We start from the raw sequence: 17,062 nt of genomic DNA, 5'->3' as shown, positions 1-17,062 counted from the left end.
GATGCATGAGCGCAGCCCTCTTCAATTATCGGTGGCCGGCAACGGATCGCCCGGCACGGTTTGCCCGCCGTCGCCCAGGCGCTTGCGCGCAATGCGCTGCTCCACCCAACCGGCCAGGCGGGTCAGGCCGAAACACAGCAGGTAGTAGATGATCGCCAGGATGAAAAACACCTGGAACGGCTTGGTCAGCAGCTGGTTGTTGACCTGGTTGGCGGCAAAGGTCACTTCCTGCACGTTGATCACGTAGCCCAGGGAGGTTTCCTTGATGATCGAGATGAACTGGCTGATCAGGCTCGGCAGCGCGTTGTACAACGCCTGGGGCAGGATCACCCACACGGTGGTACGCACGTAGCCCAGGCCCAGGGCGCGGGACGCTTCGTATTGCCCGGCCGGCAATGCCTGGATGCCGCCGCGAATGATTTCGCACAGGTAGGCGCTCTGGTAGATCACCAGGGTGCAAAGCATGGTCATGAAGCCGGTGATGTTATGGCCGATCAGCAACGGCACCAGGAAGTAAGTCCAGAAGATCACCATCAGCAACGGAATACCGCGCAGCACGTAGACCCACACCGTGGCAAGCAGGTACAGGCCCTTCCACGGCGATACCCGCGCCAAGGCCAGGAGCAGCCCGAACGGGAACGCCAGCAGCAACGCCAACGCCGCCAGGATCAGGGTACTCGCCAGCCCCCCCAGCGGGCCGTGGGGGTATTGGCCGATAAGGAACAGCGTCCAGTTCCGTTGCACGATCGAAAACATATCGAACATCGTCGTCTACCTCGCCAGGGCTTTGCTGAAGTGCCGGGCGAGCAATGCCCCGGCGCCCATCAGCAGCAGTGAAAACACCAGGTAGAACACCGTGGCGACCAGGTACGACTCGAAGGTGCGGAACGTGTAGTTCTCCACTTCGCGGCTGGCGTAGGTCAGTTCCACGACCCCGATGGCCATCGCCAGGCTGGTGTTCTTGAACAGCAGCACCGTGTGGTTGATCAGCGAAGGCAGGCAGTTGCGCACACCTTGCGGCAGAATCACGTAGCGCATCGAACGTACGTAACCCAGGCCCAGGGCCCTGGACGCTTCGGTCTGCCCGGCGGGAATGGCGCGCAGGCCACTGCGGATGTCTTCACAGAAATACGCGGCCTGGCACAGGCCCAGGGCGATCACCGAGAACAGGTATTCGGTGTTGTGGTTGGCAAGCCACAGTTGCGCGGATTCGCTGAGCAGCGTCGGCACGCCGAAGTACCACAGCATCAGTTGCACCAGAGTCGGCACATTACGGTGGTATGACACGTACCCCGCCACCAGGCGGTCGGCCAGCTTATTGCCGGTCAGGCGTACCGTGACCAGTGTCAACGCCAGCACCATTGCCAGCAGCCAGGCGAACAACGCCAGCTGCAAGGTCATTTCGATGCCCTTGACGATCAGCTCGGCATATTCGCCTTGCAGAATCGCGGCCAAATCGAAGTCTTGCTTCATGGTCAATCCCTATCGGCATTGGGCTAGGGCAGGAATCAAATCACCCGGCATGGCCGTGGCGGGGGTGCAGCGATGACGGATCGGTCCGTTCTTTTGAAAGTAGCGGGTGTTCAGCCCTGATAGTCCTGGGGCCGTGCGGTGGAGAGCCCGCCCGGCACTTGCAGGGTCGGGGTGATTTCCATATGTCCGATGTTCACTGCAATCGGCGCAGCAATCGCAAAGGCGATCGCGTTGGCGATGTCTTGCGCCTGGGGCAATTCAAAGCCCTCGACAAAGCGTTTGTAGGTCTCTTCGGAGTCGCCGTGCACATGCGCAAAGATGTCGGTAGCGACCCGGCCCGGGCAGATCTCGGTGACGCGCACGCGCTTGCCGAACGCGTCGATACGCAATTGGCGCGAGAGCATGCTCACCGCTGCCTTGGTCGCGTGATACGTCGAGTTGCCGCCAAAGTTGTAGGCCGCCGCAATCGAACTGATGTTGATGATGTGCCCGCAATCGCGCTCGACCATCCCCGGCAATGCCAGGCGTGCCAGGTGCAGCACGGCGCGCAGGTTGACGTCGATCAGCAGGTCGATGCCCGCGGCGTCGGCCTTGAGCAAGGAGCCAGGTTTGTCGACACCAGCGTTGTTCACCAGGATGTCGAAGCGGTGTTCGGCGAACAGCGTGGTCAGCCCGGCGAGGTCGGTCACGTCGATGGCGTGGGCGATGCAGCCGGTCCTGGCCGCCAGTTCCTGCAACTTGTCGGCGCTGCGAGCCAGGGCATGCACCTGCACGCCTTCCTGGCATAGGCGCTCGACAACGGCAGCGCCGATACCTGAGGAAGCCCCGGTGACCAGCGCGGTTTGGTAGTCGGAAAATGGCATGGGGGTGGTCCTTGTGCGACGGGTTATGGTTCGACTCTATCCAGCGTTCGGACGCTGGACCAAGACGCAATGGTTGTGTGGCAATAAGGCCTGCTTATGACGCCGCCAACAGCTGGGAAATCGGTGTAATGCACCCGCCCATGCGCTCGATTTCCTCGCGCAGGGTGCGTGCCAGTTCGACCGCGCCGGGGGTGTCGCCGTGCAGCAGGATTGAATGGGCCGGCACCCGCAGCACCTTGCCGCTGAGGGCTGTCACCGTGCCCTCCTCCAGCAACTGGCGCACCCGACGCAGCACGGCCGTCGGTTCCTTGATCACTGAGCCCTCGACCTTGCGCGGCACCAGCAGGCAGTCATCGTCATAGGCGCGGTCGGCGAGAAAGGTGGTCGCGACGCGCAGACCGCACTTCTCGGCCGCGCCCTCGATGGCTCGGCTGCTGGAAGAGCTGATGATCAGCGTCGGGTCAAAGGCCGCCACCGCCCGCACCAGCGGCTCGGCCAGCGCGGCATCGGCCGCGACCATATTGCCCAGGGCACCGTGGAAGCTCATGTGGGTCATGCGATGGCCGTTCACTGCGGCCATCCCGGCGAGCGCGCCGAGCTGGTAGATCACGTACGTGGCAAGCTCCTTGACCTCGATGTTCATCTGCCGACGGCCAAAGCCCATCAAGTCCGGGAAGCCCACGTGGGCGCCCAGGTCGATGCCACCGGCTTTGGCCAGGTGCACCGTGTTGTGCATGATCAGCGGGTCGCCGGCGTGGAAACCGCAGGCGACGTTGGCCGATGAAATCAGGCGCATCAATGCGTCGTCCTCGCCCATGCGCCACGGGCCGAAGCCCTCGCCCAGGTCGGCGTTCAAATCGATCTTCATACTGGGTTCTCCATACCGAGGAACGCTTCGCCATAACCGACGTGGGTGCCGCAGGGCACACGTACATCGACCACGCGTGCGGCCTGGGGGCTGCGCAATGGCAACAGCAACTCCCCGACTTGCAGCAGTGCGACCAACTGGCCGGCGCTGAGCTGATCGCCCACCGCGACGAACGGCTCGCTGAGTTCGGGATGGGTCAGCAGCAAGCGGCCCAGGCCCGTGGTGCGCAGCATGTTGTCCTCAACCGCGACGGCCGCAGGCGCAGCCACAGTGACGGCCGGGATACCGCGCTTGAGCGTCAAGTGCACACCGGGGCGGCTCATCTCGACGCCGGCCAAGTGGTGTTCCTTGAGCCACAGCGCCAGTTGGCGAATGTCCGAAAGGGTCATGCGTTTACTCCTTCACGGTGCAGAGCCACCAGGCGGCTGACTTCGCGCAGGTAACGGCGGTTGGTGTCCAGGGCTTCGACGGCTTCCAGATAGCTGCACTCGATAAAGCGCACCTTGCTGCCAATGGGCGCCTGGCCCAGGCGCCACAGGTCGGCCTCGATCACACTGCCGAACTTGGGGTAGCCGCCACTCGGCTGGGCATCGCGCATCTGGATAATCGGTTGGCCACCGTGGGGCACCTGGATCACGCCCGGCACGATGCCATGGGAGCGAATTTCCATCGGGGCGACAGGCAGCAGCGGCTCGCCTTCCAGCCGATAGCCGTAGCGATTGCTCTGGGTCGTGACCTTCCACTCACCTGCCCAGAACGCGGCGCGAGACGCAGGCTGAAAACGCTCGTACTCGGCAGCAGGCAACACGCGCATCGCGGGCACCCCATCGACCTGCAGCGGCAAGGCCAGGCTCGGTGCCAACACGCCAAAATCCAGCGCCAACGGGCTGATCCCTGGGCGCATCGCTCCCAGCCGATCACCTTGTTGCAGCGCACGGCCGTCCAGGCCGCCAAACTCACCGCGCAACTGGGTACTGCGTGAACCGAGCACGGCCGGCACATCCACACCGCCTGCCAGGCATAAGTAAGCGCGGCTGCCGGAGGTGGGGTAGCCCAGGCTCAGCACCTGGCCTTCGCGGCCTTGGTACACCCAGTTCGGTGGCAGCGGCTGGCCGTCCAACGTGGTGTCGCAAGCGGCGCCGGTCACGGCGAACGCGCAGTCCTGCAGCAGGCGTACTTCAAACGGAAACAGTGGTATTTCAATCGCGGCAGCGTCTTCGGGGTTGCCCAGCAACAGGTTGCCCAAGGCCAGGGCCAAGTGGTCCATGGCGCCCGACGTGCCCACGCCGTAACCCAGGCTGCCGAAGCGGCCGAAGTCCTGCACGGTGGCCAGGGCGGTGGCCGATAGAATCTCGATCATCGAATGATCCTCTCGATGCGCAAGCGCAGGAAATCCCCCGGCCGCAAGATGGCCGGCGGGGTTTGGGCCGGGTCGAAAAACGCCATCTCGGTGCGGCCGATGGTGTTCCAGCCGCTGGGGCCGGCCGAGGCGGACACCCCGGTCTGCACACCCCCGATGGACACCGAGCCTGCGCCGATATTCAGCACCGGCACCTGCCGCCGTGGCGTGGCCAGGCGTGGGTCCATGCCGCCGAGGTAGCAGTAACCGGGGTGGCTGCCCAGGGCATACACCGGGTACAGCGGTTCACAATGCAGGTTGGCGATGGTCTCGATATCCAGCCCGGTGTGGGCAATCACGTCCGCCATGTGCGGGCCGAACTCGCCGCCATACACCACCGGCAACTCGACGATGCGCCCTTCCAGGGGCAATGGCTGGCTCTGTTCCCAGGCCTCCAGCAGGCGTTGGTACAACCCGTTGAGTTCACGCGGCGGCGTGAGGAAGGTGAGCATCAAGTTGTTCATGCCGGGCACGGCTTCGTGGATCTCGGGCCATCCGCCGGCTTGCAGGGCCAGGCGCCAGATACGCTGCTGCGGCGCCAAGTCGAGTTCGCCCGGGGCCTCGAAAAGCAACGCGCTGGAGCCCAGCAGGCTGATGACAGGGGCAGTGCTCATGTGGAACTCCTTTGCTGCAACCAGCGCTCCAAGTGATGAATGTCGACGCCGCCAGCGCAGAACGCCGGGTCGTCGAGAATGTCGCGGTGCAGCGCGATGTTGGTGCTGATGCCCTCCACGCGCATCTCGCTCAGGGCCAGGCGCATGCGCGCCATGGCTTCTTCACGCGTGGCGCCATGGGTGATGACCTTGGCCACCATCGAGTCGTAATACGGCGGCACGCGATAGCCGGTGGTGACATGTGAGTCGACCCGCACGCCAAAGCCGCCGGGCACTTCCCAGCGCTGGATCAGGCCAGGCGTGGGCATAAAGGTGATCGGGTCTTCGGCGTTGATGCGGCACTCCAGGGAGTGGCCGTTCAGTTGTACGTCTTCCTGGCGCACGCTCAACACTTCTCCGCGCGCCATGCGCAGTTGCTGTTGCACGATATCGATGCCGGTGGTCATCTCGGTGACCGGGTGCTCCACCTGCAGGCGCGTATTCATTTCGATAAAAAAGAACTCGCCGTCCTCGTACAGAAACTCGAAGGTGCCTACGCCTCGATAGCCGATCCGGCGGCAAGCCTCGGCGCAGCGTTCGCCAACCTTGGCGATCAACGCCGGATCAATGCCCGGTGCCGGCGCTTCTTCCAACACCTTCTGGTGGCGACGTTGCAGCGAACAGTCGCGGCAACCCAGCCAGATCGCGTGGCCATGGGCATCACACAGCACCTGGATTTCCACGTGCCGGGGGTGGCCGAGGAATTTCTCGATATAGAGTTCAGGGTTGCCGAAGGCCAGTCGCGCTTCTTCACGGGTGAGGCCGATGGCGGCCAGCAAGTCGGCCTCGGCCTGCACCACGCGCATGCCGCGACCACCGCCACCGCCGGCCGCCTTGACGATCACCGGGTAGCCGATTTCAGCGGCAATCGCGAGGATGCTGGCGTCGTCGGTCGGCATTGTCGAGTCCGGCCCCGGCACGCAGGGCACACCGGCTTCGCGCATCGCCCGTTTGGCCGCCACCTTGTCACCCATGGTGCGAATGCACGCGGCGCTCGGGCCGATAAAGGTCAGGCCCGCCGCTTCGATACGCTCGGCAAACCCGGCGTTTTCCGACAGGAACCCATAACCGGGGTGGATGGCCTGGGCGCCGCTGACCTTGGCGGCAAACAGCAACGCCGTCTGGTTCAGGTAGCTCAGGCCGGGCGCGGCTGGGCCGATGCACAGCGATTGATCGGCGTTTTGCACATACTGCGCCTGGCGGTCCGCTTCGGAGTGCACCGCCACGGTCTTGATGCCCAGGCCATGACAGGCACGCTGAATGCGCAGGGCGATTTCGCCACGGTTGGCGATCAGCACTTTGTCGAACATTGAATTCACCTGAATTACGAATACGCGAGAGGGTCAACCCAGGCGGAACAAGGCCTGGCCGGCTTCGACTTCAACCCCGCCCTGGGCCAGGATCTCGAGGACTTTGCCGGCAGCCTTGGCCTTGACCGGATGGAACATCTTCATTGCCTCAATCACCGCCACGGTCTGGCCGGCTTCGATGACTTGCCCTAGCGCTACAAACGGCGCTTCACCGACGGCCGGCGTCAGGTGCAGCACGCCGTAGAGGCTGGCCTTGATGTCCACGGCCGCCGTTGGCTGTGTCGGTGTCGCTGCCGGCGCTGCAACCGCCGTCGGCACGACGCTGACGGCCACCTCACCGGGCTGTTTGAACAGCCGCAACGTGCTGTCGCCTTCGGTGAGGCTCAGTTCCAGCAAATCGGACTCGGCCAGCAATTCCATCAACCCCTTGATACGTGCTGAATCCATGTATGGCCCCTGCCTGTCGAGCGTGTCTTGAGTGGATGGGCCCAATCTACCGAGCCCCTCGAAAAGCGGCCAAGACGCTTTGGCTTTGGGGTGATAAGCCGACCTTATGACCCTTCAAATCAGACTGCCACGCATCTGCGCCACCAGTTCCAGCAAGATCGCCTTGACCGCCTGGGCCGGCACCGACAACGGCAAATGCCCCGACAGGCACAGCGCCAGCGGCGCCTCCACCTGGGGCTCGACGATGCGGCACATATGCACCGACGTCGCGGCCACCATCACCCGCGCCGACGACTCCGGCAGGATGGTCGAACCGAAATGATCGGCCACGGCGGCGGTGAGGGTGGTAGACGACTCGATCTCGGCCACCACCCGCGCACTGAGGCCGATACGCAGAAAGGCTTCATCCACCAGCCGGCGCATGACGTTGTAGGGACGCGGCAGCAGCATGTCCATGTCCGCCAGTTCGGCCAGCGGGATGTCTTCACGGGTAGCAATGGCCGGGTCGGCACTCACCAGGTACAGCGGCTCGCGCAACAGCGAGACAAAACTCAAGCCATGCACCTCGCGACCACCGTAGAGCACCGCCATGTCCATGCGGCCGTTCATGATCAGCTCACTCAAGGTGGTGCCGAAGTTCTCATTGAGATACAGCAGGATGCCGGGATGCCGCTCGCGCACCGTGCGCAGCAACGGCAACGACAGCGCCGAAGCGGCAGTTCCCGGCGCAAGCCCCACCGACACCTGCCCGGACAACGCCTGGCCGGTGGCGTTGATATCGCTCTGCGCCTGTTCGCACTGGCGCAGAATGATCTGCGCATGGCCATAGAGCACCTTGCCCGCCTCCGTCGGCGTGACGCCACGCTTGGTGCGAATCAACAACTGTTGCTGCAACTCCGCTTCCAGCGTCGCCAACTGCTGACTCAACGCCGGTTGCGCCACGTGCAGCACATCGGCAGCCTGGGTCATGCTGCCGATGTCGACCAGTTTCACGAAATACTTCAATCGACGCAGGTTCAAAATGGCGATGCCCTTGTGCTGGAGGTGGACGTTTTTTGCTTGTTTCTGCTCTGCTTTTGCTCTGCTTTTGATCTTGATCTCAAGCGCCCCGTCAACCACGCTGGCCGAACGCAGGCTTGAATCCGTGGGTAACCCGGCAGGACGCCGGGTTAGCCGTCCTGGGCCACGGATGGCCCATGACGGCGGCCCACGGATTCAAGCCGGAGTGAGGGCATGCCGAGCCTAGGCGAGGCACCGAGTGGTGGGGCGAAGCGTTTTTGGTTACTTTTGGCGCTCTTCCAAAAGTGACCCGCTGTAAGAGCGGAACCCTAAGCCGCCGTTACCGCAGCAACGGATATGCACACCGCCCGACCGCCCCACAGCCCCGCCTTCGCAGACAAGCCAGCTCACACAGAGACCTGCGATGTTTTGCAAAACCCAGGCCACTCCCCACAACCAGCCATAAGCCTTCGCTATGACTCCCCCAAAATCCCCCTCCCAGGCACCCACGCGGCGCACCCAGGGCTGGACGCACCCATTCAGTGCGCGCCCAGCCATAAGCACTTCCTATCAAACCAGAACAAACTCATCTTATGACCCGCTCCCCCACCCCTCGTACTGTGGCCCCTGTCAACGCCATCAACGAGGAACGCCCGTGACTGCCTCCCGCATCGCCGCCCGTGTGCAACGCATCAAACCATCGCCCAGCAGCGCCGCGTCCGACCGCGCCAACGAGCTGCGACGCCAAGGCCAGTCCATCATCAACCTGGTGGTAGGCGAACCGGACTTCGATACGCCCCCCCACATTCGCCAGGCCGCCAGCGCCGCCATCGAGCGCGGTGAAACCCGCTACACCCAGAACGCCGGCACCCCGGAACTGCGCCAGGCCATCGTCGACAAGCTGGCCCGCGAAAACGCCCTGACCTACACCCCCCAGCAAATACTGGTGACCAGCGGCGCCAAGAGCGCGATCTTCAATGCCTTCGCCGCCACCCTCGGCACGGGCGATGAGGTGTTGATCCCAGCACCGTACTGGGTGTCGTACCCGGACATGGTGCTGGCATGCGAAGGCGAGCCCGTCACCCTCGCCTGCCCCGAACACAACGGTTTCAAACTGACCCCGGAACAACTGCGCGGCGCCATCACCCCCCGCACCCGCTGGCTGCTGCTCAATTCGCCGAGCAACCCCACCGGCGCCAGCTACAGCCGCAGCGAATTGCGTGCCCTGGCCGATGTGCTGCTGGACTGTCCCCATGTGTTGCTGATGACCGATGACATCTACGAGCACATCCGTTTCGACGGCCTGGACAACCCGCACATCCTGGCCATCGAACCGGCCTTGAGCGAACGCAGCCTGGTGGTCAACGGTGTGTCCAAGACCTACGCCATGACCGGCTGGCGCATCGGTTACGCCGCTGGCCCCGCCGACCTGATCGGCGCCATGGCCACCCTGCAATCGCAGTCCACCAGCAATGCCTGCTCAATCAGCCAGGCGGCGGCGGTGGAAGCGCTCAACGGTGACCAGTCCTTCGTCAAGCAAAGCGTGCAGGTCTACCAGCAACGCCGCGACCGCTGCCTGGAGTTGCTCAATGCGATTCCCGGCCTGAGCTGCCGCAAGCCGGATGGCGCGTTCTACCTGTATGTGAACTGCGGTGGCCTGCTGGGTAAAACCACGCCCGAGGGCAAGGTCCTGGACAGCGATGGCGAGGTGGTGATGTACCTGCTGGAAAGCCAGGGCGTGGCGGTGGTGGCGGGCACGGCGTATGGGCTGGCGCCGTTTTTCCGCATGTCGATCGCGACTGCGATCACCACCCTCGACCAGGGCTGCGCGCGTATTGCTGCCGCCGTCGCCGCGTTGCGCTGAGGAGCGACGATGACCGTGGCAGCCCACCCTCCCCTGAGTTTCCAGCAAGCCTTGCTGGCCATGCTCGGCATCTCCCTGGTGCTGATGCTTTCGGCACTGGACCAGACCGTGATCGGCAATGCCTTGCCGAGCATCGTCGCCGAGCTTGATGGTTTTGAACTCTATGCGTGGGTGGCCACCGGTTATCTGTTGGCGTCCATCGTCACTATCCCGATTTTTGGTCGGTTGGGTGATTACTACGGGCGCAAGCCGTTCGTGCTCGCCGCCACGCTGATTTTCACCCTGGCGTCCCTGGCCTGCGCCGTGGCCAACGACATGCTGGTGTTGGTGATTGGCCGCGCCCTGCAAGGGGTAGGCGGCGGCATGCTGATCGGCACCGCGTTCGCCTGTATCCCCGAATTGTTTCCCGATACCCGCCAACGTCTGCGCTGGCAGATGCTGCTGAGTGCGCTGTTCAGCGTGGTCAATGCCATCGGTCCGGGCCTGGGTGGTTACCTGACCGGAGCCTTCGGCTGGCGTTCAGTGTTTTACCTCAACCTGCCGCTGGGCTGCCTGGCGCTGCTGATCGCCTGGCGCTTTCTGCCCTGGTACCGCCCGCAACAGCGCAGCGGTATTCGCCTGGACTGGCCCGGCGCGCTGTTGATCGCCCTGGCCCTGGGCAGCCTGCAATTGTTTGTGGAATGGCTGGGGCATTCGAGCCTGGCGCTGAGCACCGCGTTGGGCCTGGGCTGCATCGCCGCGATCATCGCGTTGTGGCACTGGGAACGGCGCTGCCCCCATGCCCTGTTGCCTGCGGCACTGTTCAGCGTGCCGAGCCTGCGTGTGCTGTTCATCCTGTCGGTGGCCGCCGGTGCAATCATGTTTTCGCTGTTGTTCTACTTGCCGCTGTTGCTGCAAGGCGCCTATGGCTACTCGCCCCAGGACGCCGGCCTGTTGATCACACCGTTGGCGTTGAGCATCACCCTGGGGGCCATCGTCAACAGCCGGATCGTCACCCGCTTGCGCAACCCCAACCGCTTGCCGCTGGCGGGGTTTGTCGCGCTGTTGCTGGCGTGCCTGGGGCTGGCAGTGGTCGGGCGCGGGGCCTCGTTCAACCTGTTGCTCGGCTTGATCCTGCTGGCCGGCGTGGGGCTGGGCTTTATCCTGCTCAACCTCACGGTATTCACCCAGACGTTGGCCGAACGGCAGTTCCTGGGGATTGCCACCGCACTCACCCAGTCCCTGCGGTTGGTCGGCGGGCTGCTGGGCACGGCGGGCATGGGGGTGCTGGTCAACCTGCTGTACAGCGCCAACGTGCAGCGCGTGTTTCTCGCGGCGGACCACGCCGAGGGGATTGCCTTGTATGCCGACCCGCAAGCGCTGTTGCACTCATCCCTTGACGCCTCGCCCTGGCTGAACCTGGCCCGCGATGCGCTGGCCCAGTCGGTGGGCGTCGGCCTGTTGCTGTGCGCCGGGATCGGCGTACTCGCCCTGTTCATCCTGTACCGCTTGCCGCCGGTGCGACTGCATGTCGGGCCCGCCACCGTTGCTCCTGAAAAACCTGCTCCTGAAAACAAATAGAAAATTTCACTGCCGCTTTTGACTGCCCTCAAAAAAACCAAACACTTATGGGGATGACACCGATGGAGCTTTTCAATCGCGCACCTAAAGTAATCGCCGGCCTTTGCGGTCTGATGATCGCTCAGCAGGGCTACGCCGCCGGCCTGGTGGAAGACAGCAAACTCAACGTGCTGGCCCGCAACTTCTTCAGTAACGCCGATAACCGCAGCGGCGCGGCCGACCCCAACTACACCCAGGAATGGGGCCAGGGCTTTATCGCCAACTTCGAGTCGGGCTACACCCAGGGCACGGTGGGCTTCGGCGTCGACGCCATCGGCATGTTCGGTGTGCGCCTGGACTCCGGCAAGGGTCGCCACTACAACCCACAAAGCACCGCGTTTAACGGCAACGTATTCCCCACCGACAGCGATGGCCGCGCAGTGGACGAGTTCGGCAGCCTGGGCCTGACCGCCAAGGCGCGTTTTGCCAAGACCGAGCTCAAATACGGCACCCTGGTGCCGATGCTGCCGGTGGTGATGTCCACCGACCGCATGCTGCAACAGACTTTCAATGGCGGGCAGGTGCAGTCCAAGGACCTGGACCACTTCACCTTCACCCTCGGCCAACTGGAACACGTGAAGGGCCGTGGTTCGAGCGACCAGATGGGCATGTCGATCCCCGGCGCCAACAACGCGCGCACCGGTGAGTTCGTCAACAAGTTCTACTACGGCGGCGTCGACTACAAACCCACCAAAGACCTGACCTTGCAGTACTACTACGGCAACCTGCAGGACTTCTACAAACAGAACTTCCTGGGCCTCAAGTACGACTGGCAGATCGGCCCGGGCACCCTGCGCACTGACCTGCGCCACTTCGACAACCGCTCCGATGGCGCCAACGGCAACGACCCGGCGTTCTACACCTTCGGCTACTACGGCGACGGCGTGACCAAAGGCAAGGTCGACAGCCGCCTGAGCAGTGCCCAGTTCACTTACCTGGTCAACGGCCACACGATTGCCGCCGGCCTGCAACAAGTCAGCGGCGACAGCGATGCGGTGTGGTTGAACCAGGGTGATGGCTCCACTGCGTATTTCATGACCGAATCGATGATCGGCAAATTCCAGCGCGCCGGGGAAACCACCTGGCAGGTGCGTTACGGCTATGACTTCGCCACGGTCGGCGTACCGGGCCTGAGCTTTATGGGCATGTACGAAAGCGGCTCGAACATCCGTACCCCCACCGGTGATAAAAGCGAGTGGGAACGCAACCTGACGGTGAGCTACGTGATCCAGCAAGGGCCGCTGAAGAACCTGAGCATCGCCTTGCGCCATGCCTCATTGCGCACCGAAGTGACGACTCAGCGTGACAGCGATGAGCACCGGGTAATCGTCAGCTATCCGTTGAGTATTTTGTAAGGCGAAGCAAGGTGGTGTGCTTACGCAGAGCACATCACTCGCCTCCCATGCAGGTCGAATGTGGGCGCAGGCTGGAAACATCTCACAGCGTGGTGAATCAACGCCGGATTAGGCTAAGGTGCCGCTCATGCGTCCTTCCCTACGAGACCTCACCATGCGTAACCTGCTCTTCGCCAGCCTGTGCCTGCTGGCGGGCTGTCAACACACCCCGCCGGCCAACGACCAACTCGACGCCGTGCTCTGGACCCAGACCTCCATCGAGCACGAGCTGATATACCGCCAACTGTTCGCCAACGCGACCCGCCAACTGGACGTGGCCCTGGCCGATCCCACCTGGGACGCCCTGCCCTTTCCCCCGCGCAACCTGAACGGGCTACCGCCGGCGCTGGTGGTGGATATCGACGAAACCCTGCTGGACAACGTACCGCTCAACGCCCGCGACGTGGTCAATAACCAAGTGTATTCCTATGACCGCTGGAACACCTGGGTCGATCAGGCCAAGGCCCAGGCGCTTCCCGGTTCCGTGGCGTTCCTGCAAGCGGCGCAGCAAAAAGGCATCAAGGTTTACTACCTGACCAATCGTGAACACAGCCAGGTCGCGGCCACCGTGAAAAACCTGCGGCTGCGCGGTTTCCCGATTGAGAGCAATGAACAAATACTCGCCGCCAGCACACCCACCGGCCACTGTGAAAGCGCCGGCTACGGCAAGAACTGCCGCCGCCAGTGGGTCGCCACCCATGCCCGTGTGTTGTTGATGGCCGGCGATTCCCTCGGCGACTTCGTACAGGCCGAGCACAACAGCCTCGCGGCGCAACGCAAGGCCGTCGAGCCCTACGTGAACTGGTTGGGGCAACGCTGGTTCCTGCTGCCCAACCCGACCTATGGCAACTGGTACAGCGCGCCCTATGGGGATGATGAGAAGTTGCCGTTCGAGCAAAAGCGCCAACTCAAGCAGCGCGCACTGGACCTGCAGTAAATCGCAAAACATATAACTGAAAGCGCACTCGTCAGCACTTTAAATCATTAAACAGAAAGCATTTATCGCGTTTAAATATAAAAAACTCGCTTGGATGCTTTTTATGAACTTACGCACTGCTGCCGCCTTCAGCCTCACTTTCCTTCTGGCCAGCCCGGCCGTGTTCGCCGGGCAAACCCTGGACCGCATCACCCAATCCAAGCAGTTGGTCGGTGTGCTGATGGAGAACTACCCGCCTTTCTCTTTCCTCAACGAGCAAAACCAGCTGGATGGTTTTGACGTGGACGTGACCAAGGCCGTGGCCGACAGACTCGGCGTGAAATTGAAACTGGAAACCCCGTCCTGGGAAGTCATCGCCGCCGGGCGCTGGAATGGCCGCTATGACGTGTGCATCTGCTCCATGACCCCCAGCGCCGCCCGTGGCCAAGTCTTCAACTTCCCGTTCGAGTACTACGCCTCGCCCGCCGTGGTGGTGGTGAATGCCGACGACAACGCGATAACATCGGCGGCCGACCTCAGCGGTAAAAAAGTCGGCGTGGTCAGCGCCTCCACCTACGAAGCCTACCTGGCCAAGGACTTGGTGATCGAAGGCGCGAGCAAGCCCATCGACTACCCGTTCAAGGCCGTACAGGCCGTGCCCTATGACAACGAAACCATCGCCTTCCAGGACCTCGCCCTGGGCACCGGCAAGCGCCTGGATGCGATGGTCACCAACCTGGTCACCGCCAAGGAACGCATCGACCACGACCCACGCTTCAAGATCACCGGCGATGCGCTGTACGCCGAGCCCAACGTGGTGGCCACCGAAAAAGGCGACCCGGCATGGGACGCCAAGCTGGCCCAAGTCCTGGCCGAGCTTAAAAGCGACGGCACGCTGGCGAAGATCTCGCAGAAATGGATCGGCTCAGACATCACCCAATGAGTGTTTTCCCAACCCCACCCGCCGTGGTGAAGCCGCCGCCGGTGAAACGCACGCTGTTGTCGTTCCGAGTACGCCTGTGGCTGACCTGGGGCGTGATGCTGTGCCTGTTCGCCGGGATGTTCCTGAGCTTCGACCTGAAGTTCGCCATCGTCGCCGACAAATGGCAGAACCTGGTGGGGCTGCACCTGTCGCCCCAGGGGTTTCTGCAAGGCGCGGCGCTGACGCTGTTTTTATGCTTCTGCTCGATCTGGCTGTCGCTGGCGCTGGGCTTCGCCACCGCCCTGGCGCGGTTGTCGAACAGCGCGGTGGCGTTCGGCATCGCCAGCTTCTACGCCTCGTTCTTTCGCGGCACGCCGCTGCTGATCCAGATCCTACTGATCTACCTCGGCCTGCCCCAGTTGGGGGTGGTACCAGGCGCGATCAGCGCCGGGATCATCGCGCTGTCGTTGAACTACGGGGCGTACCTGAGCGAGATCTTTCGCGCCGGCATCCTCGGCGTGTCCCAAGGCCAACGTAACGCCGCTTCCGCACTGGGCATGGGCCGGGCGGTGACGTTCTGGCAGATCGTACTGCCCCAGGCCATGCGCACCATTATTCCGCCGACCACCAGCCAGTTCATCTCGATGCTCAAGGACTCCTCGCTGGTCTCGGTGATGGGCGTGTGGGAGGTGATGTTCCTGGCGCAATCCTATGGCCGCTCGTCGTACCGCTACATCGAAATGCTCACCACCGCCGCCGTGATTTACTGGCTGCTGTCCATCGGCCTGGAACTGATCCAGGCCCGGCTGGAGCGGCACTACGGCAAGGCCTATCTCCACGGGCGATAGTCAGTCGCCCCATCTTTTTTATTGGCAGGAAGCACCATGTCCGATCCTACCCCGCTGTTATTCGGCCTCTACGAACAAGCCAGTGTCGGCTGCGGCGGCGCGCCCAGCCTGTGGACCCACCCGGCCGATGAAAGGCTGGGCATCAACACCCTCAAGTACTGGTCGAACCTGGCCCGCACGGCGGATGAAGCCCACCTGGACCTGATGTTTTTCGGCGATGTGCTGGGCTTTTACGATGTGTTCGGGGGCAACGAGGCTGCGGCCTTGAAATGGGCGGTGGAGGCCCCCGCCAATGACCCGCTGACGATCATTCCAGCCTTGGTGGCCCTCACCGAAAAACTCGCCTTCGGCGTCACCGTCACCACCACCTACGAGCACCCGTTTACCCATGCCCGACGTTTCAGCACCCTGGATCACCTGTCGGACGGGCGCATCGGCTGGAACATCGTCACCTCCTACCTCTCCAGCGCCGCGCGTAACTTCGGCCTGGAACAGATGATCAAGCACGACGACCGCTACGAACGCGCCGAGGAGTTTCTCGACGTGGTCTACAAACTGTGGGAAGGCAGCTGGGCCGATGACGCAGTGCTCGCCGACAAGCTGGCGCACACCTATGCCGACGGTTCACGGGTACGGCCGATCCAGCATGCCGGGGAACATTACCGGGTGGCCGGCCCGCACCTCACCTCGCCGTCGCCGCAGCGTACGCCTTTGCTGATCCAGGCGGGCTGGTCGGCGCGGGGTCGGCAGTTCGCGGCCAAGCATGCGGAGTTGGTGTTTATCGCCAAGTCCAACCCACTGGAAATTCGCCAGGGCCTGGAAGACATCTGGCGCCAGGCCGAAGCCCGTGGCCGCCAGGCCGCCGATGTGAAATCACTCACCGTGCTGCGCATCGTCACCGCACCCACCGCCATCGAAGCGCAGAAAAAATACGACAGCCTGCAAAGCAACTATCACCTGCAAGCACAACTGGTGAGCTACGCCGGCGACACCGGCATCGACATCAGCCGCTACGCCGACAACGAAGCACTGTCGACCCACACCGAGGGCATGACCTCCTACGTGATGAAACCCGATGGCAGCGGCAAGCCCCTGACCGCCGGCGAAGTACGCCAGCGCTTTGCCAACGTCACCCGAGGCAGCGACCTGATCCTGGTCGGCACCCCGGAACACATCGCGGACAAGATCGAAGAACACGCGCGCATTTCCGGCACCAGCGGCTACATGCTCAACCCACTGATCAGCCCCGGCTCCCTGAATGACTTTGTCGAACTGATCATCCCCGCCCTGCAAAAGCGCGGCCTGTACCGCACCACCGCGCAAAGCGGCACACTGCGCTCGCGCCTGAGCGCCGACGGCAGCGATCGCCTGCCAAGCTCAGCTCATGGCGCCTCGTTCAGGTTTGCCTAGCGTTTGCTTTGCTTTTGATCTTGATCTCAAGCGCCCCATCAAACACGCAGGCCAAACGCAGGCTTCCACATTTGAATGGGGTTTACACACGATCAAG

The 17,062-nt window shown here is 63.1% G+C and carries 17 protein-coding genes; 7 read left to right on the top strand and 10 right to left on the bottom strand.

Features of this window, described 5'->3' with window-relative positions; all coding sequences use genetic code 11:
• Positions 1 to 21 precede the first annotated feature (21 nt).
• The 10 genes from BM403_RS01420 to nac all read right to left on the bottom strand — a co-directional run bounded on the left by BM403_RS01420 (position 22) and on the right by nac (position 8,033).
• Positions 22 to 765, bottom strand: coding sequence for an amino acid ABC transporter permease (locus BM403_RS01420; protein ID WP_093541307.1), 744 nt, complete (start codon positions 763 to 765; stop codon positions 22 to 24).
• 6 nt (positions 766 to 771) lie between these two features.
• The gene (locus BM403_RS01415; protein WP_015884811.1) at positions 772 to 1,473 is read right to left on the bottom strand and encodes an amino acid ABC transporter permease; all 702 of its coding nucleotides are present in this window, start codon (positions 1,471 to 1,473) and stop codon (positions 772 to 774) included.
• A gap of 110 nt (positions 1,474 to 1,583) precedes the next feature.
• Positions 1,584 to 2,336, bottom strand: a complete 753-nt coding sequence (locus BM403_RS01410) for an SDR family oxidoreductase (RefSeq protein ID WP_015884812.1) — start codon at positions 2,334 to 2,336, stop codon at positions 1,584 to 1,586.
• 94 nt (positions 2,337 to 2,430) lie between these two features.
• Positions 2,431 to 3,204 (bottom strand): LamB/YcsF family protein, encoded by a 774-nt coding sequence (locus BM403_RS01405; RefSeq protein ID WP_093541305.1) that lies wholly within the window; start codon positions 3,202 to 3,204, stop codon positions 2,431 to 2,433.
• A complete protein-coding gene (locus BM403_RS01400; protein WP_093541303.1) occupies positions 3,201 to 3,593 on the bottom strand; it encodes a biotin/lipoyl-containing protein in 393 nt (130 codons plus the stop codon). Before BM403_RS01400 ends, BM403_RS01405 begins: the two co-directional genes overlap by 4 nt.
• Positions 3,590 to 4,564, bottom strand: a complete 975-nt coding sequence (locus BM403_RS01395; RefSeq protein WP_015884815.1) for a 5-oxoprolinase subunit C family protein — start codon at positions 4,562 to 4,564, stop codon at positions 3,590 to 3,592. Before BM403_RS01395 ends, BM403_RS01400 begins: the two co-directional genes overlap by 4 nt.
• Positions 4,561 to 5,217, bottom strand: a complete 657-nt coding sequence (gene pxpB, locus BM403_RS01390) for a 5-oxoprolinase subunit PxpB (RefSeq protein ID WP_015884816.1) — start codon at positions 5,215 to 5,217, stop codon at positions 4,561 to 4,563. Before pxpB ends, BM403_RS01395 begins: the two co-directional genes overlap by 4 nt.
• Entirely contained in the window at positions 5,214 to 6,566 is a 1,353-nt protein-coding gene (gene accC, locus BM403_RS01385) for an acetyl-CoA carboxylase biotin carboxylase subunit (RefSeq protein ID WP_093541301.1), read from the bottom strand. The genes pxpB and accC overlap by 4 nt, the downstream gene beginning before the upstream one ends.
• 33 nt (positions 6,567 to 6,599) lie before the next feature.
• The gene (locus tag BM403_RS01380; RefSeq protein ID WP_046036519.1) at positions 6,600 to 7,013 is read right to left on the bottom strand and encodes an acetyl-CoA carboxylase biotin carboxyl carrier protein; all 414 of its coding nucleotides are present in this window, start codon (positions 7,011 to 7,013) and stop codon (positions 6,600 to 6,602) included.
• Positions 7,014 to 7,127: 114 nt separating this feature from the next.
• Positions 7,128 to 8,033: a nitrogen assimilation transcriptional regulator NAC gene (gene nac, locus BM403_RS01375; protein WP_015884819.1), complete on the bottom strand. Its 906-nt coding sequence runs from the start codon at positions 8,031 to 8,033 to the stop codon at positions 7,128 to 7,130.
• A gap of 634 nt (positions 8,034 to 8,667) precedes the next feature.
• On the opposite strand from nac, the gene BM403_RS01365 reads away from it, so the two are divergent.
• From BM403_RS01365 to BM403_RS01335, 7 genes are all read left to right on the top strand, one after another.
• Positions 8,668 to 9,876: an aspartate transaminase gene (locus tag BM403_RS01365; protein WP_015884820.1), complete on the top strand. Its 1,209-nt coding sequence runs from the start codon at positions 8,668 to 8,670 to the stop codon at positions 9,874 to 9,876.
• A 9-nt stretch (positions 9,877 to 9,885) separates the two neighbouring features.
• Positions 9,886 to 11,436, top strand: a complete 1,551-nt coding sequence (locus tag BM403_RS01360) for an MFS transporter (protein ID WP_093541299.1) — start codon at positions 9,886 to 9,888, stop codon at positions 11,434 to 11,436.
• A gap of 62 nt (positions 11,437 to 11,498) precedes the next feature.
• Positions 11,499 to 12,830, top strand: a complete 1,332-nt coding sequence (locus tag BM403_RS01355) for an OprD family porin (protein WP_015884822.1) — start codon at positions 11,499 to 11,501, stop codon at positions 12,828 to 12,830.
• A gap of 154 nt (positions 12,831 to 12,984) precedes the next feature.
• Positions 12,985 to 13,806 (top strand): 5'-nucleotidase, lipoprotein e(P4) family, encoded by an 822-nt coding sequence (locus BM403_RS01350; RefSeq protein ID WP_093541297.1) that lies wholly within the window; start codon positions 12,985 to 12,987, stop codon positions 13,804 to 13,806.
• A 103-nt stretch (positions 13,807 to 13,909) separates the two neighbouring features.
• A complete protein-coding gene (locus BM403_RS01345; protein WP_093541295.1) occupies positions 13,910 to 14,728 on the top strand; it encodes a transporter substrate-binding domain-containing protein in 819 nt (272 codons plus the stop codon).
• Positions 14,725 to 15,555, top strand: coding sequence for an amino acid ABC transporter permease (locus tag BM403_RS01340; protein WP_015884825.1), 831 nt, complete (start codon positions 14,725 to 14,727; stop codon positions 15,553 to 15,555). The genes BM403_RS01345 and BM403_RS01340 overlap by 4 nt, the downstream gene beginning before the upstream one ends.
• Positions 15,556 to 15,591: 36 nt before the next feature.
• Positions 15,592 to 16,965 carry an LLM class flavin-dependent oxidoreductase gene (locus tag BM403_RS01335; protein WP_043205600.1) on the top strand — a complete coding sequence of 458 codons (1,374 nt, stop codon included), beginning with the start codon at positions 15,592 to 15,594 and terminating at the stop codon, positions 16,963 to 16,965.
• Positions 16,966 to 17,062 lie beyond the last annotated feature (97 nt).

This window comes from Pseudomonas sp. OV546, assembly GCF_900116845.1.
GTDB lineage: Bacteria > Pseudomonadota > Gammaproteobacteria > Pseudomonadales > Pseudomonadaceae > Aquipseudomonas > Aquipseudomonas petroselini.
The sequence above is the reverse complement of the archived record's forward strand: the minus strand, read 5'-3'. Positions and strand labels throughout refer to the sequence as shown.